Here is a 24,136-nt window from a genome sequence, read left to right on the forward strand (position 1 = left end):
TGTACCTTTTAGGCGTTATGGAAAAAACGCTACCGCTATTTCCACTGAATCTGGTTGTTTATCCGGGAGAGGATCTGAACCTGCATATCTTCGAACCTCGCTACCGCCAGCTCATTAATGAGTGCCTGGAAGAAGAGCGTACATTCGGTATTCCGGCGTTTATTAACAATAAGCTGCCGGGGTATGGTACCGAAATGCACGTAACAACGCTGCATAAACGCTATGATGATGGCCGGATGGATATTAAATCGAAAGGACTGAAGGTATTTCGATTAATAAATTTCGAAAACCCGGTTGAAGGGAAACTGTATGCAGGTGGCGAGGTCGAACTGGTTGAACCGGGCGATAGTTTTAGCGCTCATGCGCTGCCTTTACAGGAACGACTGGAACGTCTCTACGGTCTGCTGCAAATTGAAAACGATTATGATCCCCGCAGCGAAAATTTCTCCTACAAAGTTGCTCACAAAGTAGGCCTCTCCATCGAACAGGAATATGAACTACTAACGCTGGAAACGGAGGCCGAACGGCAACTTTTTCTGATTCAGCACCTTAACAATGTGTTGCCCGTAGTAGCTGATATGGAGCGGACGAAGCAGCGCATCCGCATGAATGGCCATTTCAAAAACCTCGATCCACTAAATTTCTGATCGACTGCGGAGTAATCGGAAGTATTACTCCGCAATAAGCTGAAAACTCAGTCCCCAAAGCTAAACCACTCGCTATCGGCCAGAAAATTACACACCAATAGTGCCGGTTTTAACCTCGCCCGCTCGCTTGTAGTTAGCGAAGATTACACCATTGGGTGTAATTAAACTTTCGGTTACCGTAAAGGCCGCCGGACTGGTCCCCTCACCAAACAGACGCTTACCTGTGCCTAGCGTGACTGGGAAAATTTTGAGCCATAGTTCATCGACCAGATCATGTTTGAGCAGCGTCTGAACCAGGTTACCGCTACCATGAACCTGAATGTCAGTACCTTCGGAATCTTTAAGCTTTTTGATGTCGTCTACGCTTTTCAGAAAGACCGAGTTTTGCCAGTCTGACTGGTCTATGGTCGTACTCACCGCATATTTGGTAACCTCATTGATGCTCGGCCAAAAATCAGTATGTGCTGGCCAGTAAGACGCAAATAGCTCGAATGTTTTGCGCCCCAAAAGAAGGTCGGCTGGTTTTAATTGTTTTTCCATGAACTCCCCGGCCGCTTCGTCGGCTTCATGAAAAAACGGTGCCGTCCAGCCACCATACTCGAAACCGTTGGAAGTATCTTCGTCTGGCCCCCCCGGTGCCTGCATAACACCATCCAATGAAAGAAACGATAGAACGATTATTTTTCTCATCTTATATAAGGATTTGTTGTGTTACAAATGTCGCCAATAATGATCGTATGGATGAGGGCCAAATGCGACAATCTAGATAGCTAAATACGAACACATATTCAGTGGGCTGGGTAGTTATAGTTGATAGGTACTACCGGTTTTGGGCTTGGTGCATATGTAGAGTTTTAGCATCAATGTTCACTATAATTCCTGCTATTGAACCTCGAAAATGATTCCTAGACAAACTTTTGCCACCATATTGTCAAACCGGTGTTAGCTACCATAATTTTCTTTAAGTTTTCTCATCAATAGCCTTACCGCTTGTTGGGTATCTATATTAAAGGAATTTGTAAAAATAATATAAGCTTTATAGTTCATTCTGTCAATATGCACAAGGGTATAGTATGTTCCTGCTGTGCCAGAATGAGTGGAGAGTTCTTTTCCATTTTCATAAATATTATACCACCCTAATGAGTAGTTTTTAATACCTTTATGAATAAACTTGTATGTTTCTGCTTTTAAATAATTATCCTGACCTTTGAGCCCCGCTAGGTTAAGTTGAATGAACTTGATGTAATCTTTGAGTTTTATATTTATATCTCCTGCAGGTTCAGTATAATCCAGGTGATAATCGACATTAGAAGGAACAGGAGTAAGCTTACCGTTTTCAAAACTATGTCCCCAGGTATCTTTTTGTTTTTGATTTTCTGGCCAGGATAATTTTACGTTAAGCTTTAAGTCACTATTAAATATCTTTTCAACCAATTGTTCCCAGCTTTTGCCTGTAATTTTTTCTACCATTAGTGTAGCCAGAGTATATCCAGCATTTGAGTAGATGAAGGGGATCTTATCGCTAAGTTCTACAGGCTCTAACGTTAGTACAAACTGCCCGAATTGTTTCCTTTTTTCTTGATTTGTTCCTTTGAATTCTGGAATTTTAGGACCATCTTCGCCTTGAAAGGGTTGTATTCTGGCTTTATGGGAAAGTAAATCTTGTAAGGTAATAGTGGCATATTCGGGTTTACTTTTTTCTTTCCACTCAGGAAATAAGTCAAAGAATTTAGTCGTCCATTTCAAACGTCCTTTTTCTAAATAGTTAGCAATAATAAATGCTGTCATTGCTTTAGTATTAGAGCCAATATGAAATCTGTCATTTAACGTTGCGGTATCTGGAAGGTCGATAGAATGCCTACCCAAAGCCGCAATCTCTAATGTTGATTTACTGTCAACTACTGCATAACTAAGTTCGGGAACGTTGTACGCTTTACGGATTGAGTCAGCAAAATGAACGGTATTCTGTCCATAGCCTACCGTCGTAATGGTTAGAAATAGTATTACTATTATTTTTTTCATGTTTGCATTGTGTTTTGGTAATCAATGGTTTATGTATTGGTTATGCCTGCCCAGTTAAAATGATATTTTCTCAATAGTTGTATGAATACTTGGTAGAATTACAAATGTTGAGTTTAAAACGGTTAGCCCTACTATTACCAATACGGTGTTAGCGGTTTGTTATTTAATTTCTTTCTGTTTTGTCCCTTATTTCTTATTGTCCGTTAGTTTATTAACCCTTTGTTGTTTTCGTTTGGCTCAATTAAATCCCACATATTGCCATATAAATCTTCAAACACAGCGACTGTTCCGTATTCAAAGTCTTGCGGTGGTCTTACGAATTTTATTTCTCTGCTTTGGAGCTTTTCGTAATCTCCCCAAAAATCATCAGTAAAAAGAAATAAGAAAACTCGTCCGCCTGTTTGATTACCAACAAATGCAGCTTGTTGTTCATTCGCGGCTTTTGCTAATAACAAACAGCATTCTTTAGCTCCTTTAGGCGCTACCATTACCCATCTCTTGTCGTCACTTAACTTAGTGTCTTCTAATAATCGAAAGTCAAGTTTTTGGGTATAGAACTCTATAGCGTCATCATAATTCTCAACTATTAAGGCAATATGTGCTATCCTTTGATACATTCTGTTTCGTTTTTCTTATTGTTAACTCGTGTATATGAATTGAATTTTGGCTTCGATAAGTTAGAAGTTTACGTTCGTTTTGCTCATTTCTTTGAGGTCAGCTCGGTATCTGTTGTAATAAATTACAACTCTCAACTATGCGAAAGTTTGGGATTAGTTTTTTTGTTTATTTGGGCTCTATTGCGTTGCGGTAAGGCACTAGCTGTTACGCAATCTAACGTTATCCGTGTTTAACATAACTAATCAAGTTTTTACCGAAACTAAAGGCTCATGAGACAAGCGTTTGTCTCATGAGCCTCCAACTAAATACTACAACAACTTCATTGTCTCATAATCACCGACGTGTTTTAAATACAGAAAATTAAGCAGCAGGCCGTTTACGTTGGTAATTAGCTTGTGCGCTTCGGGAATGGTGGCTACAACGCTCGTAATGCGTTCATGCTCCGATTCGCTGCCCATATTTTTGTGATGAAACGACATAATTTCGTCGCGGAGCATTTCTTTTTCGATAAAGAAAAAATGCATACCCTCGTCACTAGTCCCAGTGCTTGGATACCAGACACGTGGATTTAGTTTGGTTAGCTCGCTGGCCGTAACAGCAAGGCCAACTTCTTCGCCTATCTCGCGAGCGGCTACCTCATCGGCGGCATCGCTGGCATCGACCATCCCGGCCGGGTGTTCATAAATCTGCGAGCCATCGGCAATGCGTCGCTGCTTAACCAGCACCACAAATTTCTCTCGTGTGTCTTTGTCGATCAGGCAAACGAGCATGGAGGCTGCATGGCCTTTCAGAAATAGGGCCGGTGGAATTTTGTCGCCTTCGGGCGTATCGGCGTCTACTTCGAGCATGGCAAATAGTACTTCGCCATTATGCCGACGACGAATGTAAAAATCATTGATGGCGTTTATTTTCATGCCATTGCTTTCCATCTGGCTTTTCCAGTATTGGAACTTGTGCGCATCCTGAAGAGCTTCTTCCTGCTTACTCATATAGGTTTATCGAATCAGAAGTACATTACTTACCGGGCGTTCGCCGGTATGAATCCATTGTTTGCTATCGGATGGATAATTGGCTACACCGTTACTGCCCTCGCCAACCGTGCTGATCCATAACGTGGTCGAACCGCCACCATCCAGATTGATGGCATTGCGGCAGCCAAGCCAGCGCATCAGCCTGGTTAGTTCATGCAGATTCATGCCCTGCGCATTGGCGTTGCGGCCATCGACCGTTGCCAGAATAAGCTGTTTTTTGGGCCCTACACACAAACACGTGCGCGGGTGGCGGTTGTCGTTGAAAGCGTTTTTCTGCAACAGATGTGGTTTTCCATCCCAGAGCAGGAGCGGGCCGGTGGTCATTACATTCTCGGCAGACAACTGACGGTCCCAACCTGGTTGCTCTCCTCCGAATGCAATCTGCACCTTATTTCGATGAATGACAATGGCGGCCTGTTGGTGTTCGGTGAGTTTTTTGCCGGATAGACGGGTTGTATCCATCAATTGTCCATCTACCTTAATTAGGTCGACAGAGCCACCGTTTTTAGTGTCGAAGAAGGTGCCATTAACAGCGATCAGCGCCCTGAATTTCTTGCCGAACCAGCTTGTTGGTTTCAGGCTGTCGCCAGCCGATGCCAGGGCTATGGTTGGTGTCCGGCGTCGGTTTTTGACGATAACCAGATTGATGTTTTGCTTTGATTTAAAGAGGCTATCGAAGTGGGCTTCCTGCCAGACAATGCGTCGGTTAATGCGTGTGCTGCGCCAGTTGGCGTTTTTGACCTGAACGGAATCGGGAACGGATTGGGCTTTTAGCGAAACAATACTGGAGAAACAGAGTAAAAAGAGCAGTGATGGCGTAGTTGAGAGGGTGTTGAGCATAAAAAGAGGAAGCCAGAATAATCGGAAAATTGTGATTTCGCGAATATCCTGGCTTCCCTGGTGTCTGCCAAATTAAATTATTGTCAAGCGGTTATTTCTGCGTTAGCTCCTGCGCATCGGGACCGATGTAGCGCTCGAAGAATTCGTAGATACGAAGCAGACGGTCGAGTCGCTGGCGAACATTTCCTGAACGGCTTAATTCGTGGGTAGCTCCCGGCATCCGTACATACTCGACCGGTCGTCCCAGAATTTTCAGGCTTTTATACATCATTTCACTCTGAATTGGTCCGGTGCGGAGGTCATTTTCGCCATGCTTGATCAGCAACGGTGTTTTGATGTTCTGAACAAAGGTATACGGCGAGTTGGCATCCAGCACCTCAGCGCCCGTATCCCAGGGAAATACAAAGTAGTTTGGAATGAGCCGCCATGCATTGCCTTCGCCCAAAAAGGTAGTTAGGTCATAAACACCACGCTGCGCAAAAGCGGCCTTAAACCGATTGTCGTGCCCAACAATCCAGGCCGTCAGATACCCAGCATACGAACCACCCGTAATAACCTGTCGGCTCGTATCGACCCAGGCTTCTTTAGCCGCAGCCGTAGCGGCAGCCAGCACATCTTCAGTTGGGCCGGTGCCCCAGTCTTTGATGTTGGCCCGCTGGAAAGCAAGGCCATACCCGCCCGATCCGCGTGGATTAGCGTAAACAATCCCATACCCCTGCGAGCACATATACTGGAATTCGTGCCACATCGATGCTTCGCCCGGTCCCCACATGGCTGTTGGGCCGCCATGCATGTTGAGCAATAACGGATATTTTTTCCCGGTTTCGGCAAACGACGGTTTCATGATCCAGTAATCGACCGTCTGGCCCAGTGAGTTTTTGTAGGTATATTTTTGCGGGAAACTAAGCTGCCGCTGAGCCACCCAGCCGTTATGATTACTCAGTTTGGTTTGGACTTTGGCGTCGCCATTTGTAACATAGAGTTCAGAAGGGTTAGCTACTTCTGTTTTCGCAAAAACGACCCGGTCGCCATTGACATCGAAGCCCGTTACTCCACTCTCAAAATTTGTCAACTGCGTAACCTGGCGCGAAGTAGGATCTAATTTGTAGAGTGGTACTCCTCCGTTTGACGATGCCGTGAAATAAATCGCGTATCCTCCGCCAGTTGGGTTTTTCTTGCCTTTGCCAGTTGATGCGGGCAGGGTTGTCCAGGTCAGGTTGCCAGCGGCCCGGTCGAACGTGACCAGTTGGATGTTTGAGGCTGTAGTTCCGTTCAGACTGGCCAGTCCGATCTGCGCAAAATTAACACCCTGCGAGGGGCTGGTCAGGAAAGCCAACTGTTTTCCATCGGGCGATACTTTAGGTGATCCGTAGCTTTTTCCGGCTTCGGCCAACACAACCATACGGTTTGCTGAACCATTGGCCGGAATAAAGACAATGGCATTGTCGGTTTCGCGGTCGGGATGTTTCAGCGAATCGCGGTCCGTAACGGCCAGTAGCCCTTGCCCACTGGGCAGCCAGTTTGCTGCCTGATAGGAGGCAAAGCCACGAGTTAGCGGTTTGGGCGTCGATCCTTCACTAACATTGATCAGATAGAGATGTGTAAAGGTAAGTTCAGGTTCGGTTGTGGCTTCGCCCTGAAAGTTGAGCCGGGTTATAACTTTCGCTTTTTTATCGTCAACATCTTTGCTCAGGTAGGCCCGGATTTCGGCCAGCGATCCGTCGGGATTCGCTTTGATTTTTTTGTCTGGTTTGATGAAGTTATTGGTGGTAAAACCTGGTTTTTCGAGTGACCACAGCGGCCCGTTTTTAGTAGGGTTCAGAAGTGAGTCGGTTAGCATCTGCGCCATTGACACTCCTCCCGTAAAAGCTATCTGTTTTCCATCGGGCGACCATATTGGGTTAGATGCACCGTAGGGACTGCTGGTAAGCTGCCAGGCTTCGCCACCACTGAGGGGCATAATGAAAATCTGACTTTTCCCTTTCACCGTCCGCACAAAAGCAAGGCGCTGGCCATCGGGCGACCAGGTTGCCTGCCGGGCCGATTCGGCTCCGTGTGTAAGGGCCTTAGGATCGCCCGGTGTAAGTCCGGTCAGATAAATGTGTGTTTTGTAGTCGTACTCGTCTTTTTGATCGGGATTTGGCTCAATAGAGGTTATGGTATAAATCGCCTGTTTGCCGTCGGGCGATAGCTCAATGCCACCAACCTGCTTAATTCGCATCAGGTCGGTTACAAGAACCTTTGTTTTCGTTTGAGCACAGACAACCTGCGCCGAAACGAGTAAAAGAAGGAAAATTCGTTTTAGCATAGCTGATTCGGGTAATTATTTGGCGAAAATACAAAAAAGGGGGTAGAGATTTGTCGCTCTCTACCCCCTCAGGAGAATAATCTGCCAACTAACCCAGCAGTGGGACATAACGTTCGCGAATGATGTTGGCGTGGTGCAGGGCGTGCCCGCCTACCACGTAACCAAGTGCCAGCGCCGATATAGTCTGATTGAAGCAAATACCATCGCGTAGTATCATTTCCCGGTCGAAGCTCTTAAAAAGACAAATACTTGCCTGACGGACAATGGCATATTCGTCGTACAGATCCGCTATGGCCCGGTGGTTGGCGTTGGCAAACTGGCCAAACAATTGTTCATCATAGCCGGGTAAGGCTGTTTTATCGTTCCGGGCGAAACGCATAGCCCGGTAGGTCATGATGCGTTCGTTGTCGATAACATGCTGAAGAATGTCTTTAACCGTCCATTTATCCGGTGCATATCGTAGTTCGCCCAGCGCTTCGGCGGTTTCGAGCGGAATCAGGCTTGCAAAGGTTGCTGTTTGCGAGAGGGCTTCGATGAGATCGATATTTTCGGCCAGATTGATGTAACGGTCGAAAAACTGTGGCATTACCGGAATTTCGGACTTGGTCATAAGGTGGAGTGACTACATTGAATGTATAGCTTCACAAGTTTAGAAAACTATTGGTTCTGGTCTCTAAAATAGCTCAAATCTGTTGAAAGAACATTACTATAACTTTCATCTTCTGTTTGTCAGGCATCGCGGGTTAACCCGCTGAAACTAATTTTTTTGGGAAGTTTTGTTTGTTAGCTAAAATAGCTACTTAAGCTATGTCTGAGTTTTTGATTCTGAATGCACATCCAAGGGAAGCATTTGGGATGCTAGATTTGCGGTAGATCCTAACGATTTCCGTCTTAGATTGGCTGAACTTCTAAACCCTCATGAAAAAACCACTCCTGGTCTTCGTATTCATTCTGCTTTATTGCACCACTTTTTTGGCACAGGCCCAAAAAGGCTCACTGACCGATATGGCTTTTCTGGAAGGCCATTGGCAGGGCACGTTCAACGGTGGTCCCATCGATGCGGTCTGGATTGCACCCGCAGGTGATAATTTAACCGGCTTCATTCGAATGATGAAGGACGACAAGGTTACGATGTACGAAATGCTGATTTTTGAGCAAACCGACAACGGTCCGGTAGCGCTGGTGAAGCACTTTAAGCCAGGTCTGATTGGGGTTGAGGAAAAAGATAAACAGGATCGTTACCGGTTCCTCGAAGCCCGAAAAAACTATGCCCTCTATGAAAAAGAAGATGGCTCGATCCGAATCATTTATGAAAAAAAGCCGAACGGCCAGCTAGTCATTCAGCGGGGGCAACCCAAAGATTCACAATGGGCGTTCAGCGATCTGTTTGTATTTAAACCAGCACGCTGAAACCAAACCTAGACCTACAGGGTCTTTAAGACCTTGTAGGTCTAGGCTATTCCCGCACAAACGAATACGTTTTGCCGGGTTCCAGCAACGGAAGCGGCCCTTCCAGATTTCCATCGACCAGCCGATATCCGACATGGTCAAAAAACACCTCAGCTATCCAGGGTTCAAATCGAAACTCGAAATAGTTGTGCTCCCCTTTATCGATGGTAAAGACTGAATAGCGATCGGGGCATAACTGAAACCGCAGCGAAATAGCTTCGGCCCCAGGTTCCGAAAAACGCGCCAGTCCTTCGGCGTTTGTTTCCTTTTGCTGAATGTCGGTTCCATTTTTTATGGCGCAGTCAACGTAATGAAGCAGTTGTTTGTTCGGATCTACGATTCGAATCATTAAACCATCGCCGGGCTCTTTCCGGCTGGTAACCAGGGCAAAGTCTTTGGGTGGCCGAGCAGCACTGTTCAGTAGTAGTTGATTCTCGTGAAATTTCCACGTACCTTTTCCGAAACGGTCAAGAGCGCCATAGGCAAAGAAAAACTCAAATGTAGAATCGGCATTTAGTTTAATTCCTGAGCCGACCTCACGTACGCCAGTAAGATAATATTCGCCAACCATAGGTTTCTGAGAAGATTGCGCGTGCAGTGGGAGGGCTAAACTATAAGCCACCAGATAAGCGGTATATGCACGGGCAAATGTCATGTTTAATACATATTTCCAGACGAAATCTAGGCATTATCACAATCTGTTTGCTTACCGGTCAATCACACCATTTATTGAACGGAAAAGCACATTAGACGTATGCCCATTCTATCAGGAATCCAATGCTCTCAATAAAACGGCAACACAATGACCTGGCAAATACGCAATATGCAGCCAGAATACCTCATGAGTTTACGACAGCTCTATCTGGATGCCCGACAGCATACATTTAACTGGCAGGATATATCGAAATTCAGACTCGATGATTTCGATACAGCAACGAAAGATGAGGAAATTCTGGTGGCCGTTTCAGGAAATACGCCCATTGGTTTTGTGTCGTGGTGGGAGCCTGACAATTTTATTCATAACCTCTATGTCGATGCAGGCTATTATCGCCAGGGGATCGGGAAATCGCTACTAGAGCACTGCCTGACGAAAATCGGGCGACCAGCCGCCCTGAAATGCCTACAACAAAACACGCCAGCCCTGCTGTTCTATCAATCGCAGGGCTGGCGTGTCCATTCGGCGGGCCAATCAGATGATGGCAACTATTTCCTGATGCTATTCCGTGAACCTTCTGCTACTTTCCACTACTGATTTTCGACGTTTTGGCGTTGTCTAACTCCTTCAGCAACTCAGCAACCGCCGTAGCTAGCTGCACATTTTTTTCGGTATAGCTTTCGCCCATAGGCCGGGTAACGGCAATATCGACTGGCCGTGGAGCCAATTCCATATTTTTGCCCGTATTGTCGGTAATTCGCGAGAAAGGCAAGCGCAGGTTAGATCCGTCAATGAGTTGCGCAGCCGAGGTATAAATAATCCAGCCAGCGGTAGGTTCGCCAACTACTTTACCAACCTTGAGCGTGCGATACCCTTCCGTAAAATCTTCGGCATCGGAAAGCGAATGCTGATTCGTTACCAGAATCGTTGGCCGTTCCAGTGCCCGCTGCCCTAATTGTGTTCGGGCTGGTGCCGATGGCAGGCCGCGCGATGTCATGGTCATATAGCCTTTGCGCGTAAAGACATCGAGCGCATAGGCATTCACAAACCCACCATTGTTGTTTCGTACATCCACAATCACGCCTTCACGACTGTGATTATCTACGTCCAGATCAATGCTCAACTGCGCCAGCGAATTTGCCGACATATCGTACATATGCACATAGCCAAGTCGTCCACCGCTGGCTTTATCGACATACTGCCGCTGCTGCTCTACCCACTGTTTATAGAGCAACCCTTTTTCGGTCGCCAGATTCACCGGCCGAACAATTACTTCGCGCGGGGTGCCATCGGCCGTTGATGCAATCGTCAGCGAAATGCGTCGATTAATCTGATTTTCGAGCAGTTGGTCGAGGTTAGTTGCATCCGTAATTTTTGTGTCGTCAACGGCTAACAAATAATCACCAGGTTTGATCGTGCCCGCCAGCGCTGCCGGACTTAATGTCACTACCTCCGTAATTTTCAGTCGGCCCTTACTTTCATATTCGGCGCGATCGAAATGCAGACCAATTCGTCCTGTATTGGTCTGTGCAGAACCCGCCGGAGCCGAAATGCCGGAGTGTGATGCGTTCAGTTCACCAAGCATCAGGCTGATTAGTCGACGTAACTCGTCGGGGGTACGTGCACCGGCTGCCAGCGGCTCATACTCGGCCCGAACGGCTTTCCAGTCGGCACCATGAAACGTGGAATCATAAAACCCTTTATGCTGAATATCCCATGCCTGGTGGAACACCTGAATTTTTTCGTCCCCGAAATCCACATCCATTTCAGCCGTTACATTGAGCGGTTTTGGTTCCCGTTTGTCTAGTGTTATCGACTGAATACGTCCCTGGTCCAGATAGTAAACTTCCTTGCCATCGGGTGAGAACTGCGCATTGTTTTTATTGCCGGGTGTAGAGGTTAATTGCCGGGCTACACTCTGGTCGCGGCCTAACTCATCGAGCGAATAAGTATATAGGTTTTGCTGACCAGCCACGGTTGCAATCAACAATAAAGTTTTGCCGTCTTTACTGATCGAATGGGCATCAACATCAACACCAACAGGCAGCAAACTCAACCGCTGGCGAATGTCGTCAAAGACAATTTTTGTAACACCGCCTTTGCTCAGCTTTGCCGTATCGCCCAATGCCCTGGCGGTTGTATCACGAGGAGTCGTTTTGGCAAGTGCGGGCGTTGTTGGAGCAGGCTTCAGCGTTTTTGGTACTTCTTCATTGAACAGATCGCGGAACTGATCTTCGCGGAATTTGGGCGAACGAGGCACCAGATCGACACGGGCAATCTGCGCCGTTTCGGTACGCTGGGTAGTGCCGAACAAAATGTACTTGCCATCGGGGCTCCAGCTTACATTTCCCCCAAAGGTATTGGCCAGAAAACTTACGGGCTTACTCTCACCGCCAGCCGCCGGAATCACCGAAATATTACGGAACGTTTTAGTGCCATACGAGGCAAATGCAATCCACTTTCCATCGGGCGACCAAACAACCGAGCCATTCGACCCAAATGGCGGACGACCCAGATATGCCTTTTTCAGGAGCCGGTCTTTTTTGGTCGCCACGTCCAGTACGTGCAGCTCCTGCCCATTCCGAACAAATGCCAGCGATTTTCCATCGGGCGAAAACACGGGTGAACCATCGTCCAGCGAACCATCGGTCAGGCGGGTTTCGTTGCGGGTAGTAAAATCGTAATGATATAGATGAGCTACGCCATCGCGTGTGGATACGTATACCAGTGCCCGACTGTTGGGGGACCAGACAGGCTGCGTTTCGTTTGCGGCACTATGGCTAATCCGCGTAGCATCGCCACCATCTTTAGTGGAAGCTGCAAAAACCTCACCGTGTGCCACAAACGCTACTTTTTTTCCATCGGGCGATAGTGCCAGTTCGCGAAACTGATTCGACTGTTTGATGTGTTCAACCGCCGGACTGGCGGCAACGCCCCGCAACCGAATTGATATAGGTACGGCCTGACGGCTGGTAACATCGTATTTCCAGATCTGAAAATCACGCTCAAATACGATTGTTTTACCGTCGTAGCCAATTGATGGCCATAGTACCCGACCGTTGGTAAAATTGGTTAGCATGACCGGTTTTCCGCCGAGTTGCAACGACCAGAGATTTTGCGCCTGCGCCCGGTCCGATATATAGTAGAGCGTTTTACCATCGGGTGCCCACATTGGCCATAGCTCCTTTGCTCCACGTTCAGTCAATCGCTCATAGGCGGTTCCGGCTTTTTTTGCATCCAGATGATACAGCCAGATTTCAGTTTCGTCGAGATGACTATGTCCTTTGCGCCACCACTGGCTCGATGCGATGCCCCGCGCCGAAAAGGCCAGTATTTTTCCATCGGGCGAAGGCATTCCATAAAACTCGTTGGCATAGCGGTCGGCCGTAACAGCCATTGGTGTGCCGCCTGTGATCGCAACGCGGTAGATGTCGTTCATGCCCGAAATGTCGTGGCTGGTCGACTGAAAATAGACCATCTTACCATCGGGCGACCAACCATTCAGTACTTCGGCACCATCGTCGTAGGTCAGTCGCTTAATAGCTCCCGTTTCGATAGTTAACAGATACACATCGCCATTACCCGTCCGGGACGAAATAAAAGCCAGTTGTTTCCCATTGGGCGAGTAAAGCGGCCGTGATTCGTTGTCGGGGTGCGATACCAGTAGCCGGGCTTCTCCGCCAGTGGCGGGCACCGTCCAGATGTCGCCACCCGATACAAAAGCCACCTCCGAACCATCGGGCGACAAACTGGGTTCGGCAAAAGCAAATTTGGGAGTCGGTGCTGCCGATTGGGCCCAAAGAGACAGGGATGCCGTCAGGAAAAGGCCCAACAGCACCGTTGTTGTAGAAGTGCGCATGAACAGAGCTTCGTTAATTGCTACCTGAGGCCCAGCGGTAATTGCGGCCCAGAAAAGCACCTTAAAAATAAGACTACTTTGGCGGTATGGCAAATGGTTTATACGGCTTATCTGTCAAGAGCTATACGATTACAACGCTTTCCTGTTAGATAGGATCTATATTTTCAAATTCATCCACAGCATGAGATCAGCGGGCCTTATCCTTCGGCTACTGGCAATCTACCTCCTATCGGCGAGTTGCCAGTGGATTTCGCCGAAAGAAAAATGCTTTTCCGAAAGTCAAACCGTATCCGATGCCTACGAATTGGCGGTTGGCCGCTGGCAACTCACGTCTATAAAATCGGGCTGGACAGGAAACATAACGCAACCAACCGAACCTGCTGAATTAATTATCGACAATGACCATATGGGAGTGGTTATGCAACAGGGTAAAGAAGTTATGCGATTCAATCTCGTTCTTACCAAAGTATACGAAAGCATACAGTTTACTGCAGCCGACAGAACAGCCAATCTGATTTATCTGCTCCCCCCACAGGGTAATTTCAGATCCTGCACCGACGAACTTGTTTTTGATGACACATACGTTGACGGCCCCGCCCTGATATATCAAAAAATCAAGTAGTTTTTACCAGAAACAAAAAAGGCTTCGGGTCTCCCCAAAGCCTTCTGACTGTTGATTATTTATTGCTTATAAGGTCTGTAGCTTCAGATTGCGCCAGCGGACTTTAATGCCGCCCCCGTCGTGAATTTGCAGGGCAATGGAACCATTGGCCGCTCCAATTTTTTCGTCGTGCATATCAACCATTGGCTGCCCGTTCAGGAACGTCTGCACATGGTCGCCCTCGACCCGGATGCGCATTTTGTTCCATTCTTCGGGCTTCAGAATGTTCTCTTTTTCGTCGGGAATCTGAACCAGCCAGCCCCGGCCATATGATTCGTAGATACCACCCGTGTCGTGGTTGGGAGGAGCTACTTCTACCTGCCAGCCGCTTATTTTCGTTCCTTCAATCGTTGACCGGAAGAAAACTCCGCTGTTGCCATTGGCTTCCTGCTTGAACTCCAGCGTCAGGTCAAAGTTTTTATAGAATTTTTCGGTTGCCAGATAACCATATCCTTTGTCGGGGCCGCTTTCGCAAATCAGTTCGCCACCATCGACATACCATTTTTCGGTACCGTAGATTTTCCAGCCGGTAAGATCTTTTCCGTTAAAAAGCTTAATGGTTTTGGTAGGAGCCGTAAAAGCCAGTGTTGTTAACACCAGCCCAATGGCCAGCAGGTGTTTCATTGAGTAATGGAATTTAGAGTGAATGAATACGTTACAGGCGCATTCGTGGTTAAAAATACATCAGGTCTGTCATTTCTTTCGCAATCAGATCAAAGATTACCTTTTACTACCGATTGGCCATAATGACGCAAACGGGTGCCGGTACTTTCACCGACTGGCCGGTATAGGTCAGTTTACCGGTTTTTTGATCGCGCTTAAAAATGGTAATGTTGTCGGTATCCTGATGAGCAACAAATACATATTCGCCTTTTGGATCGATCAGAAAGTTACGCGGTGTTTTCCCTTCGGTTGGCTGATCGCCAATTTTGGTCAGTTTGCCATCATTACCAATCGAAAAAATAGCCAGCCCATTATAACCCCGATTCGACTGATACAGAAACTTGCCGCTTGGGTCAATATGAATATCGGCGCTGGTATTCTGTCCCGTAAAATCGGCAGGCAACGTTTTAACCCCGTCCTGAATAAGTGTCAGCGCACCGGTTTTGGGGTTCCGCGAAAACGAAGCTACCGATGAGATCATTTCTTCGACCAGATACGCATATTTTCCGTTCGGATGAAAGGCAAGATGCCGGGGCCCCGAGCCTGGTTTTACGCTCGCATAAGGCGTTGAAGCAGGTTTTACGGTACTGGCTTTGGTGTTTATCTCAAAAATATTCAGCTTGTCCGTACCCAGGTCAGCGACATACACAAACCGATTATCGGGTGCCAGCGTTGCCGAATGAACGTGTGCTTTTTCCTGCCGCTGTTTGTTCGGTCCCGACCCTACGTCCTGAACACTATCGGTCGGTGCGCCTAACTTACCATCGGCCTCGATAGGCAACACGGCCAGACTTCCACCGCCATAGTTCGATACAAAAGCCGTTTTGCCCGTATGATCGACACTGACATGGCAAGGCCCTGCGCCCAGCGACGACTGCCCGTTCATGTACTGCAACTTGCCCGTAGCTTTATCGACGCGATAGGAGCTAACTCCGCCTGATTTGTCGGCCCCTTCGTTTACCGAATAGAGGTAGTTGCCCGACGGATGCAAGGCCAGAAATGATGGACTCTTGGCATTGGAAACGGCCTGTATCTGGTGCATTGTCCCCGCTTTCCGGTCAAACTCGAAGACATAAATGCCTTCGCTCCCACGAAGTGAATACGTACCGATATACATAATTTCTTTGCCCGACTGCGCCTGTGCCGCTATACTTAAGCCTATTAAAACTCCCGTGAGTAATTTGTTCATAAAAGCAGTAGTAAAAGTTTAATAAGAGAGAAGACTGTACAAACTACCGATGTTGATTGTAGTAGTTGACGGGAATGGCCTCATTAAGGTACTCCCACTCGGCCTGCGATAAGGCCGGACTATTGTTACTCGCTACGGCTTCGACCAATTGCGAATCGGTTCGGATGCCAACTACGGCCGATGCAACGGCAGGCTGATAAAGCGCAAACTGAATAGCGGTTGCCGTTGCACTTCGGTTAGCCGTGGAAGTAGCCGCAACCGCCTGGGCGGCCGTTTTTACCTGATCGGCACTATAAGTCAAATACGGCACGGCTGGTTTGTTAACCAGCATTCCTTTTGCCAGGCTTCCCCGCGTCAGCACACCAATATCGTTTTGCTGCAGCAACTCCAGACACGATTCTTCGGGCCGACGGTCGAGCAAACTATACTGCATCATCACCGTAACCATATTTGACCGAATAGTCCATTCCCGGATAACCGATGGCCGAATCGACGAAATTCCATATTCGCGAATTTTACCCTGTTGTTTGAGCACCTCGAACGCTTCGATCGTTTCATCGATTGGATCATCGAGTGTGCCCCCGTGAAGTTGGTAGAGGTCAATATAATCTGTTTGCAAACGCTTCAGGCTTTCGTCAGCAGCCTGAAGGATATAAGCTTTCGTGGGATTCCAGTCCCAGCCAGAGCCATCGGTTCGCCATTGGTTGCCAACCTTTGTGGCCAAAATAACCTGCTGACGTATTCCCGCGAACGCCCGGCCAACAATTCGTTCATTCTCACCCTGGTCGTATAAGTCAGCAGTATCAAACAGGGTTATGCCTGCATCAAATGCTCTCTGTAATAACGCTATATTTTCACTATTATCGGCACTTATCGACATGCAGCCAAAACTTATTTCACTAATTTTGAAATTTGTCTTTTTTAATGATCTATAATTCATTTGTGCGCGTTTAGTCAATAAAGACTATTATTTTTTAAATTTTTAATAAATGGCAAGGAAATAATAGCGCCAGATTTCTTTTACATGAACAATGGTATTAAAACCGTTCAATAGAATCAATTACTTTTGCAAAACGATTGGCTCGAAATATAGCTTGTATCGTTTAACCTAACTTTTCGTTACCCTTCAATATCTTAATCATCATTATGAAACGTGTTCTTATTGTTTTCGCAGCTGTCGCCATGCTTTCTTCGTGTAATAGCAAGAAGCGGCTTGCAGAAATCAAAGCCCTCCAGGAAGCCCGCGACAAAGCTGTTGCCTCACTAAATGATTGCGACCAGCGTACCGCTGATTTGCGTTCGCAATTATCTGCAAAAGACAACGATCTGCAAGGAAAAGATAAACAACTGGGCGATTTACAAGCTCAGATTGACTATCTGAAAAAGACCAATACCAACCTGCTGGATCGGATGTCGGATCTGTCTATTGTCAGCAAAGCTGGTGCCGAGAGCATTAAGAAATCGCTGGAAACGCTGAACGAACAAACGAAATATACGAATAACCTGAATGCCTCTATCCAGCGCAAAGATTCGCTGAACCTGGCTCTGGTTATGAGTCTGAAACGGTCGCTCGATGATATCAATGATCAGGATGTTCAGGTAGAAGTGAAGAAAGGTGTTGTTTACGTTTCTCTGTCCGACAAACTTCTGTTCAAATCAGGTAGCTACGAAGTGTTGCCAGCCGCCGAAGTTGTACTGGGCAAAGTCGCTAAAGTAGTAAACGACCACAAAGACCTCGATATTCTGGTAGAAGGCCATACGGATACTGTACCCATTTCAACTGCTTCGATCAAAGACAACTGGGATTTGAGCGCACTGCGGGCTACATCGGTTGTTCGGACTCTGCAAAACAAATTTTCGGTTGCGCCTGAGCGCCTAACAGCCGGTGGCCGTTCAGAGTTCGCTCCCAAAGACGATAACGGAACAGCCGTAGGCCGTCAGCAGAACCGCCGTACTGAAATTATCATCACGCCAAAACTCGACCAATTCTTCAATTTGCTGTCGAGCGGTCAGGCGGGTGGTAGCAAATAAGCCATCACCAGTTCATTAAAAGAGAGAGCCAGCTTATCGATCGATAAGCTGGCTCTCTCTTTTAATGAACTGGTGTCATTGGCATAATTTATTGCAGCACGAATAACAACGGGCTAATGACCAATAACAAGTAGACCGCTATGAAATAGTGATCGTAAAGGTTGCTTTAAAGACGTGGTCCTGTGCCACCTGCTGAATCGCTTCCTTTTCCTGAATAGGTTTTTGCCTGCCTTCACTGTCGGCGCAGCCTAACCATGGCTCAATGCATACAAAGGGAGCTTTTGGCTTGGCCCAGATGCCCAGATAAGGAAAATCCGGATAGTCGACTATAACGGTATGTTTATTTTTTTTGCTCCGGATAGTTGCCCGGCGAGATTCGAGGGTTTTGAATACAAGAGCATCCTGATCGAACAGATGTTTTGTTAGCGGTAGTCGATTCCCGTCGGTAAAAATGGGGTGAGTTTCGCCAGTAAAATAACCTGACCCTGAGAGCATATGCGTTTCAAGGGGTTCTGTTTTCTCAAATTCAATAAAATAATCTTCGTAGTCCTCTCCGGCATAGAACGGCACCGCAAAAGCGGGATGCGCTCCTACCGAAAAGAAAACGACCTGATCATCTTCATTCACTACCCGGTACGTAATATTCAGGCTAGAGCCATTGAGCTCATAAATAATCTGGAATTCGAACTCGAATGGAAAATGCACTCGGGTTACATCGGTAGAACGTAATGAAAAAACAGCATGACTGGCCGAGGATTCGGTCGTATCAAAAATCGATTGCCGCGCAAAGCCATGTCGTTCAATAGGATACGTTTTTCCATTAACCAGCAACTGATTATTCAGGCACCCACCCACCACCGGAAACAGGTTGGGAGCATGCCATCCCCAAACGGTCGGATCGGCCTGCCAGAGGTGTTCAATGGCCGTTGGCTTATGAAAGATTGATGTTAGTTCAGCCCCTTTAGGCCGGACGCTGATGCGAAGGTGGTCGTTCTCTAGAGTTGTCATATCCTGCAAAACTAAAAAAGCCGCCCAATGTTGAGCGGCTTTTTGCGTATTCGGCGACCACCGGGAATGTGGCCGGTTGGGTTGGTTTAGAACCGGAAGTGCGAAAACGCCTTGTTGGCTTCAGCCATGCGGTGCGTATCGTCTTTCTTTTTCACAGCCGCGCCTTCACCTTTCGATGCTGCAACGATTTCGGCTGCTAACCGGTCTACCATTGTTTTTTCACCCCGCGAACGAGCGTATCGGATAAGCCATTTCATGCCTACCGCGACTTTCCGATCAGCCCGTACTTCGGTTGGCACCTGGAAGGTAGCACCCCCTACGCGACGGCTTTTTACTTCAACTGATGGCATTACGTTGTTTAATGCCTTTTTCCAGGTATCCAGACCACTTTCGTTGGTGCGTTTTGCTACCACGTCAAGTGCATCGTAGAAGATGGAGTACGCCAGGCTTTTTTTGCCTTCGTACATCAGATTGTTTACAAATTTGGTTACGAGGACCTCTTTATATTTAGGGTCTGGTAATACGTAACGCTTGGGCGGTTTCGCCTTTCTCATGATTTCTTCAGATTTTTGATCTTACTCTGCCGTGTTTTTCAACGGGCAGTAGCCCCCAACCCCAAAGGGGGGGCATTAACTATCTTTCCTAAGCCCCTTTGGGGACGGGGCTTTTTTTACTTCTTCTTGCCTTTAGCTGGCGCACCTTTGCCGCCTTTAACTGGCGCCTGACCTGGTTTTGGCCGTTTTGCACCGTATTTCGAGCGGCTTTGCAGACGGCCGTTTACACCCGCCGTATCCAGAGCACCCCGAACAATGTGATAACGAACCCCTGGCAAGTCTTTTACCCGACCACCACGAATCAGTACGATTGAGTGCTCCTGCAGGTTGTGACCTTCGCCCGGAATATAGGCGTTAACTTCCCGGCCGTTTGTTAAACGAACCCGGGCAACTTTACGAAGAGCCGAGTTTGGCTTCTTCGGCGTCGTGGTGTACACACGTGTACACACGCCCCGACGTTGTGGGCAGGCGTCAAGAGCCGGCGATTTCGACTTGAATTCAAGCTTTTCGCGGCCTTTACGCACTAATTGTTGTATAGTAGGCATTCTTTAAATTGTTTACAAAAACAGTCTTCCCGAAATTTGAGGTGCAAAGATAGGCAAAACTCTTTGAACATCAAGTAGTAAATCGGAAGTTTTAATAAAGCTTCTGCCTCTTTTCTGTTTCTTATGCCTGCCCTACCGGACCGCTAAAGCCACTACCGGGAAACTTGAACGAGTCTGTCGGATTATTGATGTCGCCGTAGGCTTCTTCAAATCGGCTGATATTCTCCCGTAAAGCCTCTAAAAGGCGTTTCGCATGTTCGGGGGTCAGTATAATACGGGCTTTCACCTTTGCTTTAGGTACACCCGGCATTAATCGAATAAAGTCGAGAATAAACTCACTGTTCGAGTGAGCAATCATAGCCAGATTGGCATATACCCCTTCAGCAATTTCTTCACTCAGTTCAACGTCAATTGAACCATCGGGGTTTTGTTGAGGATTAGTCATACAAAGCGCGTTTTTCGCAAAAGTACAGTAAAATGTGGCTGTCCTTTTGCCAGTAAATACTATTCTTTAAATGGTTTGAACAAAAATGGCTCGCCTTTCCCTGCTTGTCCAGGCTAATGTAGAAGTCAATTGGTATCAGCAGAAAAGTGGCTTTCCAGCGAGCAATATCATTTTTTGCGTTCTATGGCTCCGTAGCTACTTATTTTCCTTGCGGCCGTTTGGTTGATCTATATCTTCGTTATCGTTTCCGGAAAAATTGCTGCCTTCAACGTCATCGCCATTTTGTTAAGCGGCCCCTCAATAGAATTATAGCCATAGTCTTCGACAAAAGTGCGAAATCAGACAACTTAACTTTCATGAGCATATTGGGTTATGAAAACAGTAGATCATATTGATTTTTATTATATTTACAATACAAATACACAATTTTAAGCCAATTGGCAAATGAGTACACAACCTGAATTTATAGCTGGTATTTATAATTTTTGTGATGCCTGGTGTGAGCGTTGTTTATTTACGAGTCGGTGTCGAAGTTTTCAGCTACAGACCGCAACGGGTTTGGCTAGTCCGCAAAACTCTGGCGATGCGCTGGTTCAGCAACTGACCGAAGCCCTGAGTCTGACCAAAAAATATGTTGAGAACCTTACGCGTTCGCATGAACTATTTGATTCAAATGCGCCCATAACCGACCAGATTCAAGCCCTGGAAGCTAATGCCAGCGGCCTTGATCCTACGCAGCAACAATCCATTTCTACAGTTGCGGGGGAGTATCTTCGCCAGACAGGTATTTGGCTAAGCGTGGAAAAAGATTTATTGGAACAAGCCGGACAACGACAAATTCAGGAAGTTGAGTTAGGGCTAAAAACCCAGGAAGAAGCGATGCCAGGGTTACATGCTTTAAAAGATGCCTGGGAAATGATTCGCTGGTATCGGACGCTGATTCCCGTTAAGACGCAGTCTGTTTTGCGTTCAATGACCGACATTGCCGAAACCCCAAAGCTAACCGATTATTTTCTGGGGAAGGTCAAATTGATACTGGTCAGCATCGACCGGTCCATACTAGCCTGGCAAACAATAATGGGGCATTTCCCGGAAAAAATCGACGATCTGCTCGATAGCATGGCGCTCCTCAGCCGTCTCCGTCGTGAACTGGAAAGTTTGTTCCCCAACGCACGTGCCTTCAATCGGCCGGGATTAGATTAAGTTTATGGTTGCTTCGCCTAGTAGAATACATCCTGCTCTGGCAGCGCAACCATAAACCTAATCTCCTACTTCTTCACAATCACAAACTCTACCCGACGGTTTTTCTGACGACCTTCGTCGGTGTCGTTTGTGGCAACGGGTTTGGCTTCACCAAAACCTTTGCTGCCAATGCGGTCGGGTTCGATTCCTTTACTGATAAAATATTCGCGTACTGCATCAGCCCGATCCTGCGACAGTTTGGCGTTTATTTCCTTAGAACCAGTATTATCGGTATGCCCCTGTATTTCGATAACCATTTTCGGATTTTCGTTCAGGTTCACTACGAGCCGGTCGAGTTCAGGTCCCGACTCGGGGCGGAGTTCTGACTTTCCGGTATCGAAAAAGATATTGTTAAGTGGTATGACGGCTCCTGGTTCAATACGGGCCAGTTTCAATTCTTTTCCTTTAATTTCCTGAAACCCTTTGGTTTGAGTTAGGTCGATGTTGTCTCCTTCAGCAATAAAGTCTTTGGCAATAGCACGCATGCTGTACTTCTGTCCGTAAGGCAACACAATTTTATACTCACCCGTAACGGGGTCTGATGTTGCTTCGCCTACTTCGGCTCCATCGGGCAGGGTTTGGTAAACGATTCGGGCTTCTATCGGCTTCCCTGTTTTCTGATCGATTACTTTGCCACTCACAAGCGCAACCGGGTCGGGTCGGGTCAAGTCGGCTTTGCCAGCAACCTCTTCGCCACCGCCTAGCTTACCAGGCTGATTGGTGGGCTGTTCGTCGCCAAGTTTTACCCGAACAATATCGCCTTTTCCAATTGTATTTTTAAACGTAGTCAGATACGCATAATCGCCCGATGCCGCCAGCGTATAATACGCATCGTAGCCATCGGTGTTTACTTTGGGACCCAGATTCACGGGTTTTGTCCAGTGTTTCCAGGTTTTGTCGACACGCTTGGTTACGTAAATATCGTTACTGCCCAGACCGCCCTCGCGATTGCTCGAAAAATAGAGCGTAGCGCCATCGGGAGCTAGAAAGGGCGTTGTTTCGGTGAATTTGGTATTCACTTCCGGGCCCAGTTCCATTGGCTTTGTCCAGGAGCCATCTTTCTGCCGGAAACTGACATAGATATCATCTTCCTTGCTATTTTTTTTCTCACTAAAGGCCATCAATAGCACTTTACCATCGGCCGACATAAACCCACAGTCGAACTGCCCTTTGCTCATGTTCACATAGCCAGGAATATCTATTTTCTGTGGAGGAGTCCAGCCACTAGCGGTTTTTTTACTGAGCGAAAACCCACGGGTTTCATAATTACCGTTTACATACTGCCCTTTAATGAGCATCGTGTTGCCATCGGGCGTGATGCTATAGGCACAGTTGTATTCGTCTTTGTTCAGCGGAAAGCCCATTCGGCGGGCGGGGCCCCATTTACCACTAGCCGCATCCAGATCGGAATACCAAATATCCTGGCTCCCTTTCGTGCCGTGTGTATTGTTCGGGTGGCTGATTCGGGCAAAATACAGGCGCTTTCCGTCGGGCGAAATCAACGGATTAATTTCGTTATACTCCGAATTGACCTGATTGCCCAAATTTTCGGCTTTCCGCTCCGATACCGTCGAATCTGGACGAGGCTGGGCGTTAATGCGACCCGGACTCAGTACGTATATCAGACTGGCGGCTATAGCACCATAAACATTCATAGAATCAGAAATAGTGAGGATTTTATAGAGAAAACGATGTTTGCGAACAGATTTGTATACTAGAGAGTAGCCTAAGATATGTTCGTTTTCTTCAAACGTAGTCCAATAGGCGGCAGATGGTCAAAATCGTTATCTGCAGTATGAAGCTCTAAATCGTAGAAGAGTGCGGTTGCCGCAATCCATATATCATTCTTCCCCATATTACGAGCAGTCACACCAGAAGGTCAAGGATCACTTGCTAAACATCCTTGACTGTATGCGTCAACTGTTGCATACACATCGGTTAGGCTTGGCTCAATGCCTAAAACCGGAATCTCGCTAAAGATTTTTTCAAGAGTAGCCCGTTTTTGATAGCCCCAATTACGTTTTACGGCAAACGCCTTTAATTCTCCTACTGTAATTATTAATATTACGGCAAAAGGTGGTAGCTCTGGCTTTCTTCTAATTAGAGCTATCAGAAAATTGGTATCCAGCAAAAGCGCCATTTAAACGAGGACGTTAGTTAAGCGTTTTCTTTTAGGATATGCTCCCATTCCTCTTCTGAAAGATTGATTTCAGGTAGAGGTTTAGCTTTATCGCTGCCGATAGCCTTTAACCAGGCATCCACACCTCCCGCAGCTTGTACATCCTGTGAATAATACACTTTCATCTGGTTAGCCGTTGGAACTGAACCAGGTGTATATTTATCAGATCTAGCTTCTGTCTGCTTCATAA

The 24,136-nt window shown here is 47.0% G+C and carries 25 protein-coding genes; 6 read left to right on the forward strand and 19 right to left on the reverse strand.

The features are described from left to right. Window positions 1–17 precede the first annotated feature (17 nt). Window positions 18–647: an LON peptidase substrate-binding domain-containing protein gene (locus WBJ53_RS01765; RefSeq protein ID WP_338874326.1), complete on the forward strand. Its 630-nt coding sequence runs from the start codon at window positions 18–20 to the stop codon at window positions 645–647. Between the two features lie 87 nt (window positions 648–734). On the opposite strand, the gene WBJ53_RS01770 is transcribed toward WBJ53_RS01765, so the two are convergent. From WBJ53_RS01770 to WBJ53_RS01800, 7 genes are all read right to left on the reverse strand, one after another. Beyond that, the gene (locus WBJ53_RS01770) at window positions 735–1,337 is read right to left on the reverse strand and encodes a dihydrofolate reductase family protein (protein WP_338874327.1); all 603 of its coding nucleotides are present in this window, start codon (window positions 1,335–1,337) and stop codon (window positions 735–737) included. A 252-nt stretch (window positions 1,338–1,589) separates the two neighbouring features. Then, window positions 1,590–2,669 carry a serine hydrolase domain-containing protein gene (locus tag WBJ53_RS01775; RefSeq protein ID WP_338874328.1) on the reverse strand — a complete coding sequence of 360 codons (1,080 nt, stop codon included), beginning with the start codon at window positions 2,667–2,669 and terminating at the stop codon, window positions 1,590–1,592. 203 nt (window positions 2,670–2,872) lie between these two features. Further along, entirely contained in the window at window positions 2,873–3,286 is a 414-nt protein-coding gene (locus tag WBJ53_RS01780) for a VOC family protein (protein WP_338874329.1), read from the reverse strand. Between the two features lie 309 nt (window positions 3,287–3,595). After that, complete coding sequence (locus WBJ53_RS01785; protein WP_338874330.1) at window positions 3,596–4,276, reverse strand: NUDIX hydrolase; 681 nt, start codon at window positions 4,274–4,276, stop codon at window positions 3,596–3,598. 6 nt (window positions 4,277–4,282) lie between these two features. Beyond that, a complete protein-coding gene (locus tag WBJ53_RS01790) occupies window positions 4,283–5,158 on the reverse strand; it encodes a phosphodiester glycosidase family protein (protein ID WP_338874331.1) in 876 nt (291 codons plus the stop codon). A gap of 91 nt (window positions 5,159–5,249) precedes the next feature. Next, entirely contained in the window at window positions 5,250–7,466 is a 2,217-nt protein-coding gene (locus WBJ53_RS01795) for a S9 family peptidase (protein ID WP_338874332.1), read from the reverse strand. 88 nt (window positions 7,467–7,554) lie between these two features. Continuing rightward, window positions 7,555–8,076 (reverse strand): DinB family protein, encoded by a 522-nt coding sequence (locus tag WBJ53_RS01800; RefSeq protein ID WP_338874333.1) that lies wholly within the window; start codon window positions 8,074–8,076, stop codon window positions 7,555–7,557. A gap of 308 nt (window positions 8,077–8,384) precedes the next feature. Here WBJ53_RS01800 and WBJ53_RS01805 point away from each other — a divergent pair, with 308 nt between their 5' ends. Then, on the forward strand, window positions 8,385–8,876 hold the full coding sequence (locus tag WBJ53_RS01805; protein ID WP_338874334.1) for a DUF6265 family protein: 492 nt from the start codon (window positions 8,385–8,387) through the stop codon (window positions 8,874–8,876). Between the two features lie 46 nt (window positions 8,877–8,922). Here WBJ53_RS01805 and WBJ53_RS01810 read toward each other — a convergent pair whose 3' ends face one another. Continuing rightward, a complete protein-coding gene (locus WBJ53_RS01810) occupies window positions 8,923–9,570 on the reverse strand; it encodes a hypothetical protein (protein WP_338874335.1) in 648 nt (215 codons plus the stop codon). Between the two features lie 147 nt (window positions 9,571–9,717). Between WBJ53_RS01810 and WBJ53_RS01815 the strand changes: the two genes are divergently transcribed. Further along, on the forward strand, window positions 9,718–10,167 hold the full coding sequence (locus WBJ53_RS01815) for a GNAT family N-acetyltransferase (RefSeq protein ID WP_338874336.1): 450 nt from the start codon (window positions 9,718–9,720) through the stop codon (window positions 10,165–10,167). Here WBJ53_RS01815 and WBJ53_RS01820 read toward each other — a convergent pair. After that, window positions 10,151–13,429 (reverse strand): DPP IV N-terminal domain-containing protein, encoded by a 3,279-nt coding sequence (locus tag WBJ53_RS01820; protein ID WP_338874337.1) that lies wholly within the window; start codon window positions 13,427–13,429, stop codon window positions 10,151–10,153. The two genes, WBJ53_RS01815 and WBJ53_RS01820, sit on opposite strands and share 17 nt — an antisense overlap. A 181-nt stretch (window positions 13,430–13,610) precedes the next feature. On the opposite strand from WBJ53_RS01820, the gene WBJ53_RS01825 reads away from it, so the two are divergent. After that, window positions 13,611–14,051, forward strand: a complete 441-nt coding sequence (locus tag WBJ53_RS01825) for a hypothetical protein (RefSeq protein WP_338874338.1) — start codon at window positions 13,611–13,613, stop codon at window positions 14,049–14,051. A gap of 66 nt (window positions 14,052–14,117) precedes the next feature. Here the strand turns inward: WBJ53_RS01825 and WBJ53_RS01830 are convergent, their stop codons facing one another. From WBJ53_RS01830 to WBJ53_RS01840, 3 genes are all read right to left on the reverse strand, one after another. Further along, on the reverse strand, window positions 14,118–14,714 hold the full coding sequence (locus WBJ53_RS01830; RefSeq protein ID WP_338874339.1) for a DUF1080 domain-containing protein: 597 nt from the start codon (window positions 14,712–14,714) through the stop codon (window positions 14,118–14,120). A gap of 106 nt (window positions 14,715–14,820) precedes the next feature. Then, window positions 14,821–15,942, reverse strand: coding sequence for a lactonase family protein (locus tag WBJ53_RS01835; RefSeq protein ID WP_338874340.1), 1,122 nt, complete (start codon window positions 15,940–15,942; stop codon window positions 14,821–14,823). 43 nt (window positions 15,943–15,985) lie between these two features. Further along, window positions 15,986–16,882, reverse strand: coding sequence for an aldo/keto reductase (locus WBJ53_RS01840; protein ID WP_338874341.1), 897 nt, complete (start codon window positions 16,880–16,882; stop codon window positions 15,986–15,988). Between the two features lie 206 nt (window positions 16,883–17,088). Between WBJ53_RS01840 and WBJ53_RS01845 the strand changes: the two genes are divergently transcribed. Next, window positions 17,089–17,973 (forward strand): OmpA family protein, encoded by an 885-nt coding sequence (locus tag WBJ53_RS01845; protein WP_338874342.1) that lies wholly within the window; start codon window positions 17,089–17,091, stop codon window positions 17,971–17,973. Between the two features lie 138 nt (window positions 17,974–18,111). Here the strand turns inward: WBJ53_RS01845 and WBJ53_RS01850 are convergent, their stop codons facing one another. The 4 genes from WBJ53_RS01850 to WBJ53_RS01865 form a co-directional block, all read right to left on the reverse strand. Then, window positions 18,112–18,981 carry an aldose 1-epimerase family protein gene (locus tag WBJ53_RS01850; protein ID WP_338874343.1) on the reverse strand — a complete coding sequence of 290 codons (870 nt, stop codon included), beginning with the start codon at window positions 18,979–18,981 and terminating at the stop codon, window positions 18,112–18,114. A gap of 86 nt (window positions 18,982–19,067) precedes the next feature. After that, window positions 19,068–19,535 (reverse strand): 30S ribosomal protein S7, encoded by a 468-nt coding sequence (gene rpsG / locus WBJ53_RS01855; RefSeq protein WP_171741632.1) that lies wholly within the window; start codon window positions 19,533–19,535, stop codon window positions 19,068–19,070. 116 nt (window positions 19,536–19,651) lie between these two features. Next, window positions 19,652–20,080 carry a 30S ribosomal protein S12 gene (gene rpsL, locus WBJ53_RS01860; protein ID WP_338874344.1) on the reverse strand — a complete coding sequence of 143 codons (429 nt, stop codon included), beginning with the start codon at window positions 20,078–20,080 and terminating at the stop codon, window positions 19,652–19,654. A gap of 121 nt (window positions 20,081–20,201) precedes the next feature. Next, complete coding sequence (locus tag WBJ53_RS01865) at window positions 20,202–20,525, reverse strand: DUF3467 domain-containing protein (RefSeq protein WP_338874345.1); 324 nt, start codon at window positions 20,523–20,525, stop codon at window positions 20,202–20,204. Between the two features lie 444 nt (window positions 20,526–20,969). Here WBJ53_RS01865 and WBJ53_RS01870 point away from each other — a divergent pair, with 444 nt between their 5' ends. Next, window positions 20,970–21,728 (forward strand): hypothetical protein, encoded by a 759-nt coding sequence (locus WBJ53_RS01870; protein ID WP_338874346.1) that lies wholly within the window; start codon window positions 20,970–20,972, stop codon window positions 21,726–21,728. Between the two features lie 65 nt (window positions 21,729–21,793). On the opposite strand, the gene WBJ53_RS01875 is transcribed toward WBJ53_RS01870, so the two are convergent. The 3 genes from WBJ53_RS01875 to WBJ53_RS01885 all read right to left on the reverse strand — a co-directional run bounded on the left by WBJ53_RS01875 (window position 21,794) and on the right by WBJ53_RS01885 (window position 24,134). Beyond that, window positions 21,794–23,422, reverse strand: coding sequence for an OmpA family protein (locus tag WBJ53_RS01875; RefSeq protein WP_338874347.1), 1,629 nt, complete (start codon window positions 23,420–23,422; stop codon window positions 21,794–21,796). A 224-nt stretch (window positions 23,423–23,646) separates the two neighbouring features. Then, the gene (locus WBJ53_RS01880; RefSeq protein WP_338874348.1) at window positions 23,647–23,907 is read right to left on the reverse strand and encodes a hypothetical protein; all 261 of its coding nucleotides are present in this window, start codon (window positions 23,905–23,907) and stop codon (window positions 23,647–23,649) included. 17 nt (window positions 23,908–23,924) lie between these two features. After that, a complete protein-coding gene (locus tag WBJ53_RS01885) occupies window positions 23,925–24,134 on the reverse strand; it encodes a hypothetical protein (RefSeq protein ID WP_338874349.1) in 210 nt (69 codons plus the stop codon). Window positions 24,135–24,136: the final 2 nt, after the last annotated feature.

Source organism: Spirosoma sp. SC4-14, assembly GCF_037201965.1.
In the GTDB taxonomy this organism is placed as follows: domain Bacteria; phylum Bacteroidota; class Bacteroidia; order Cytophagales; family Spirosomataceae; genus Spirosoma.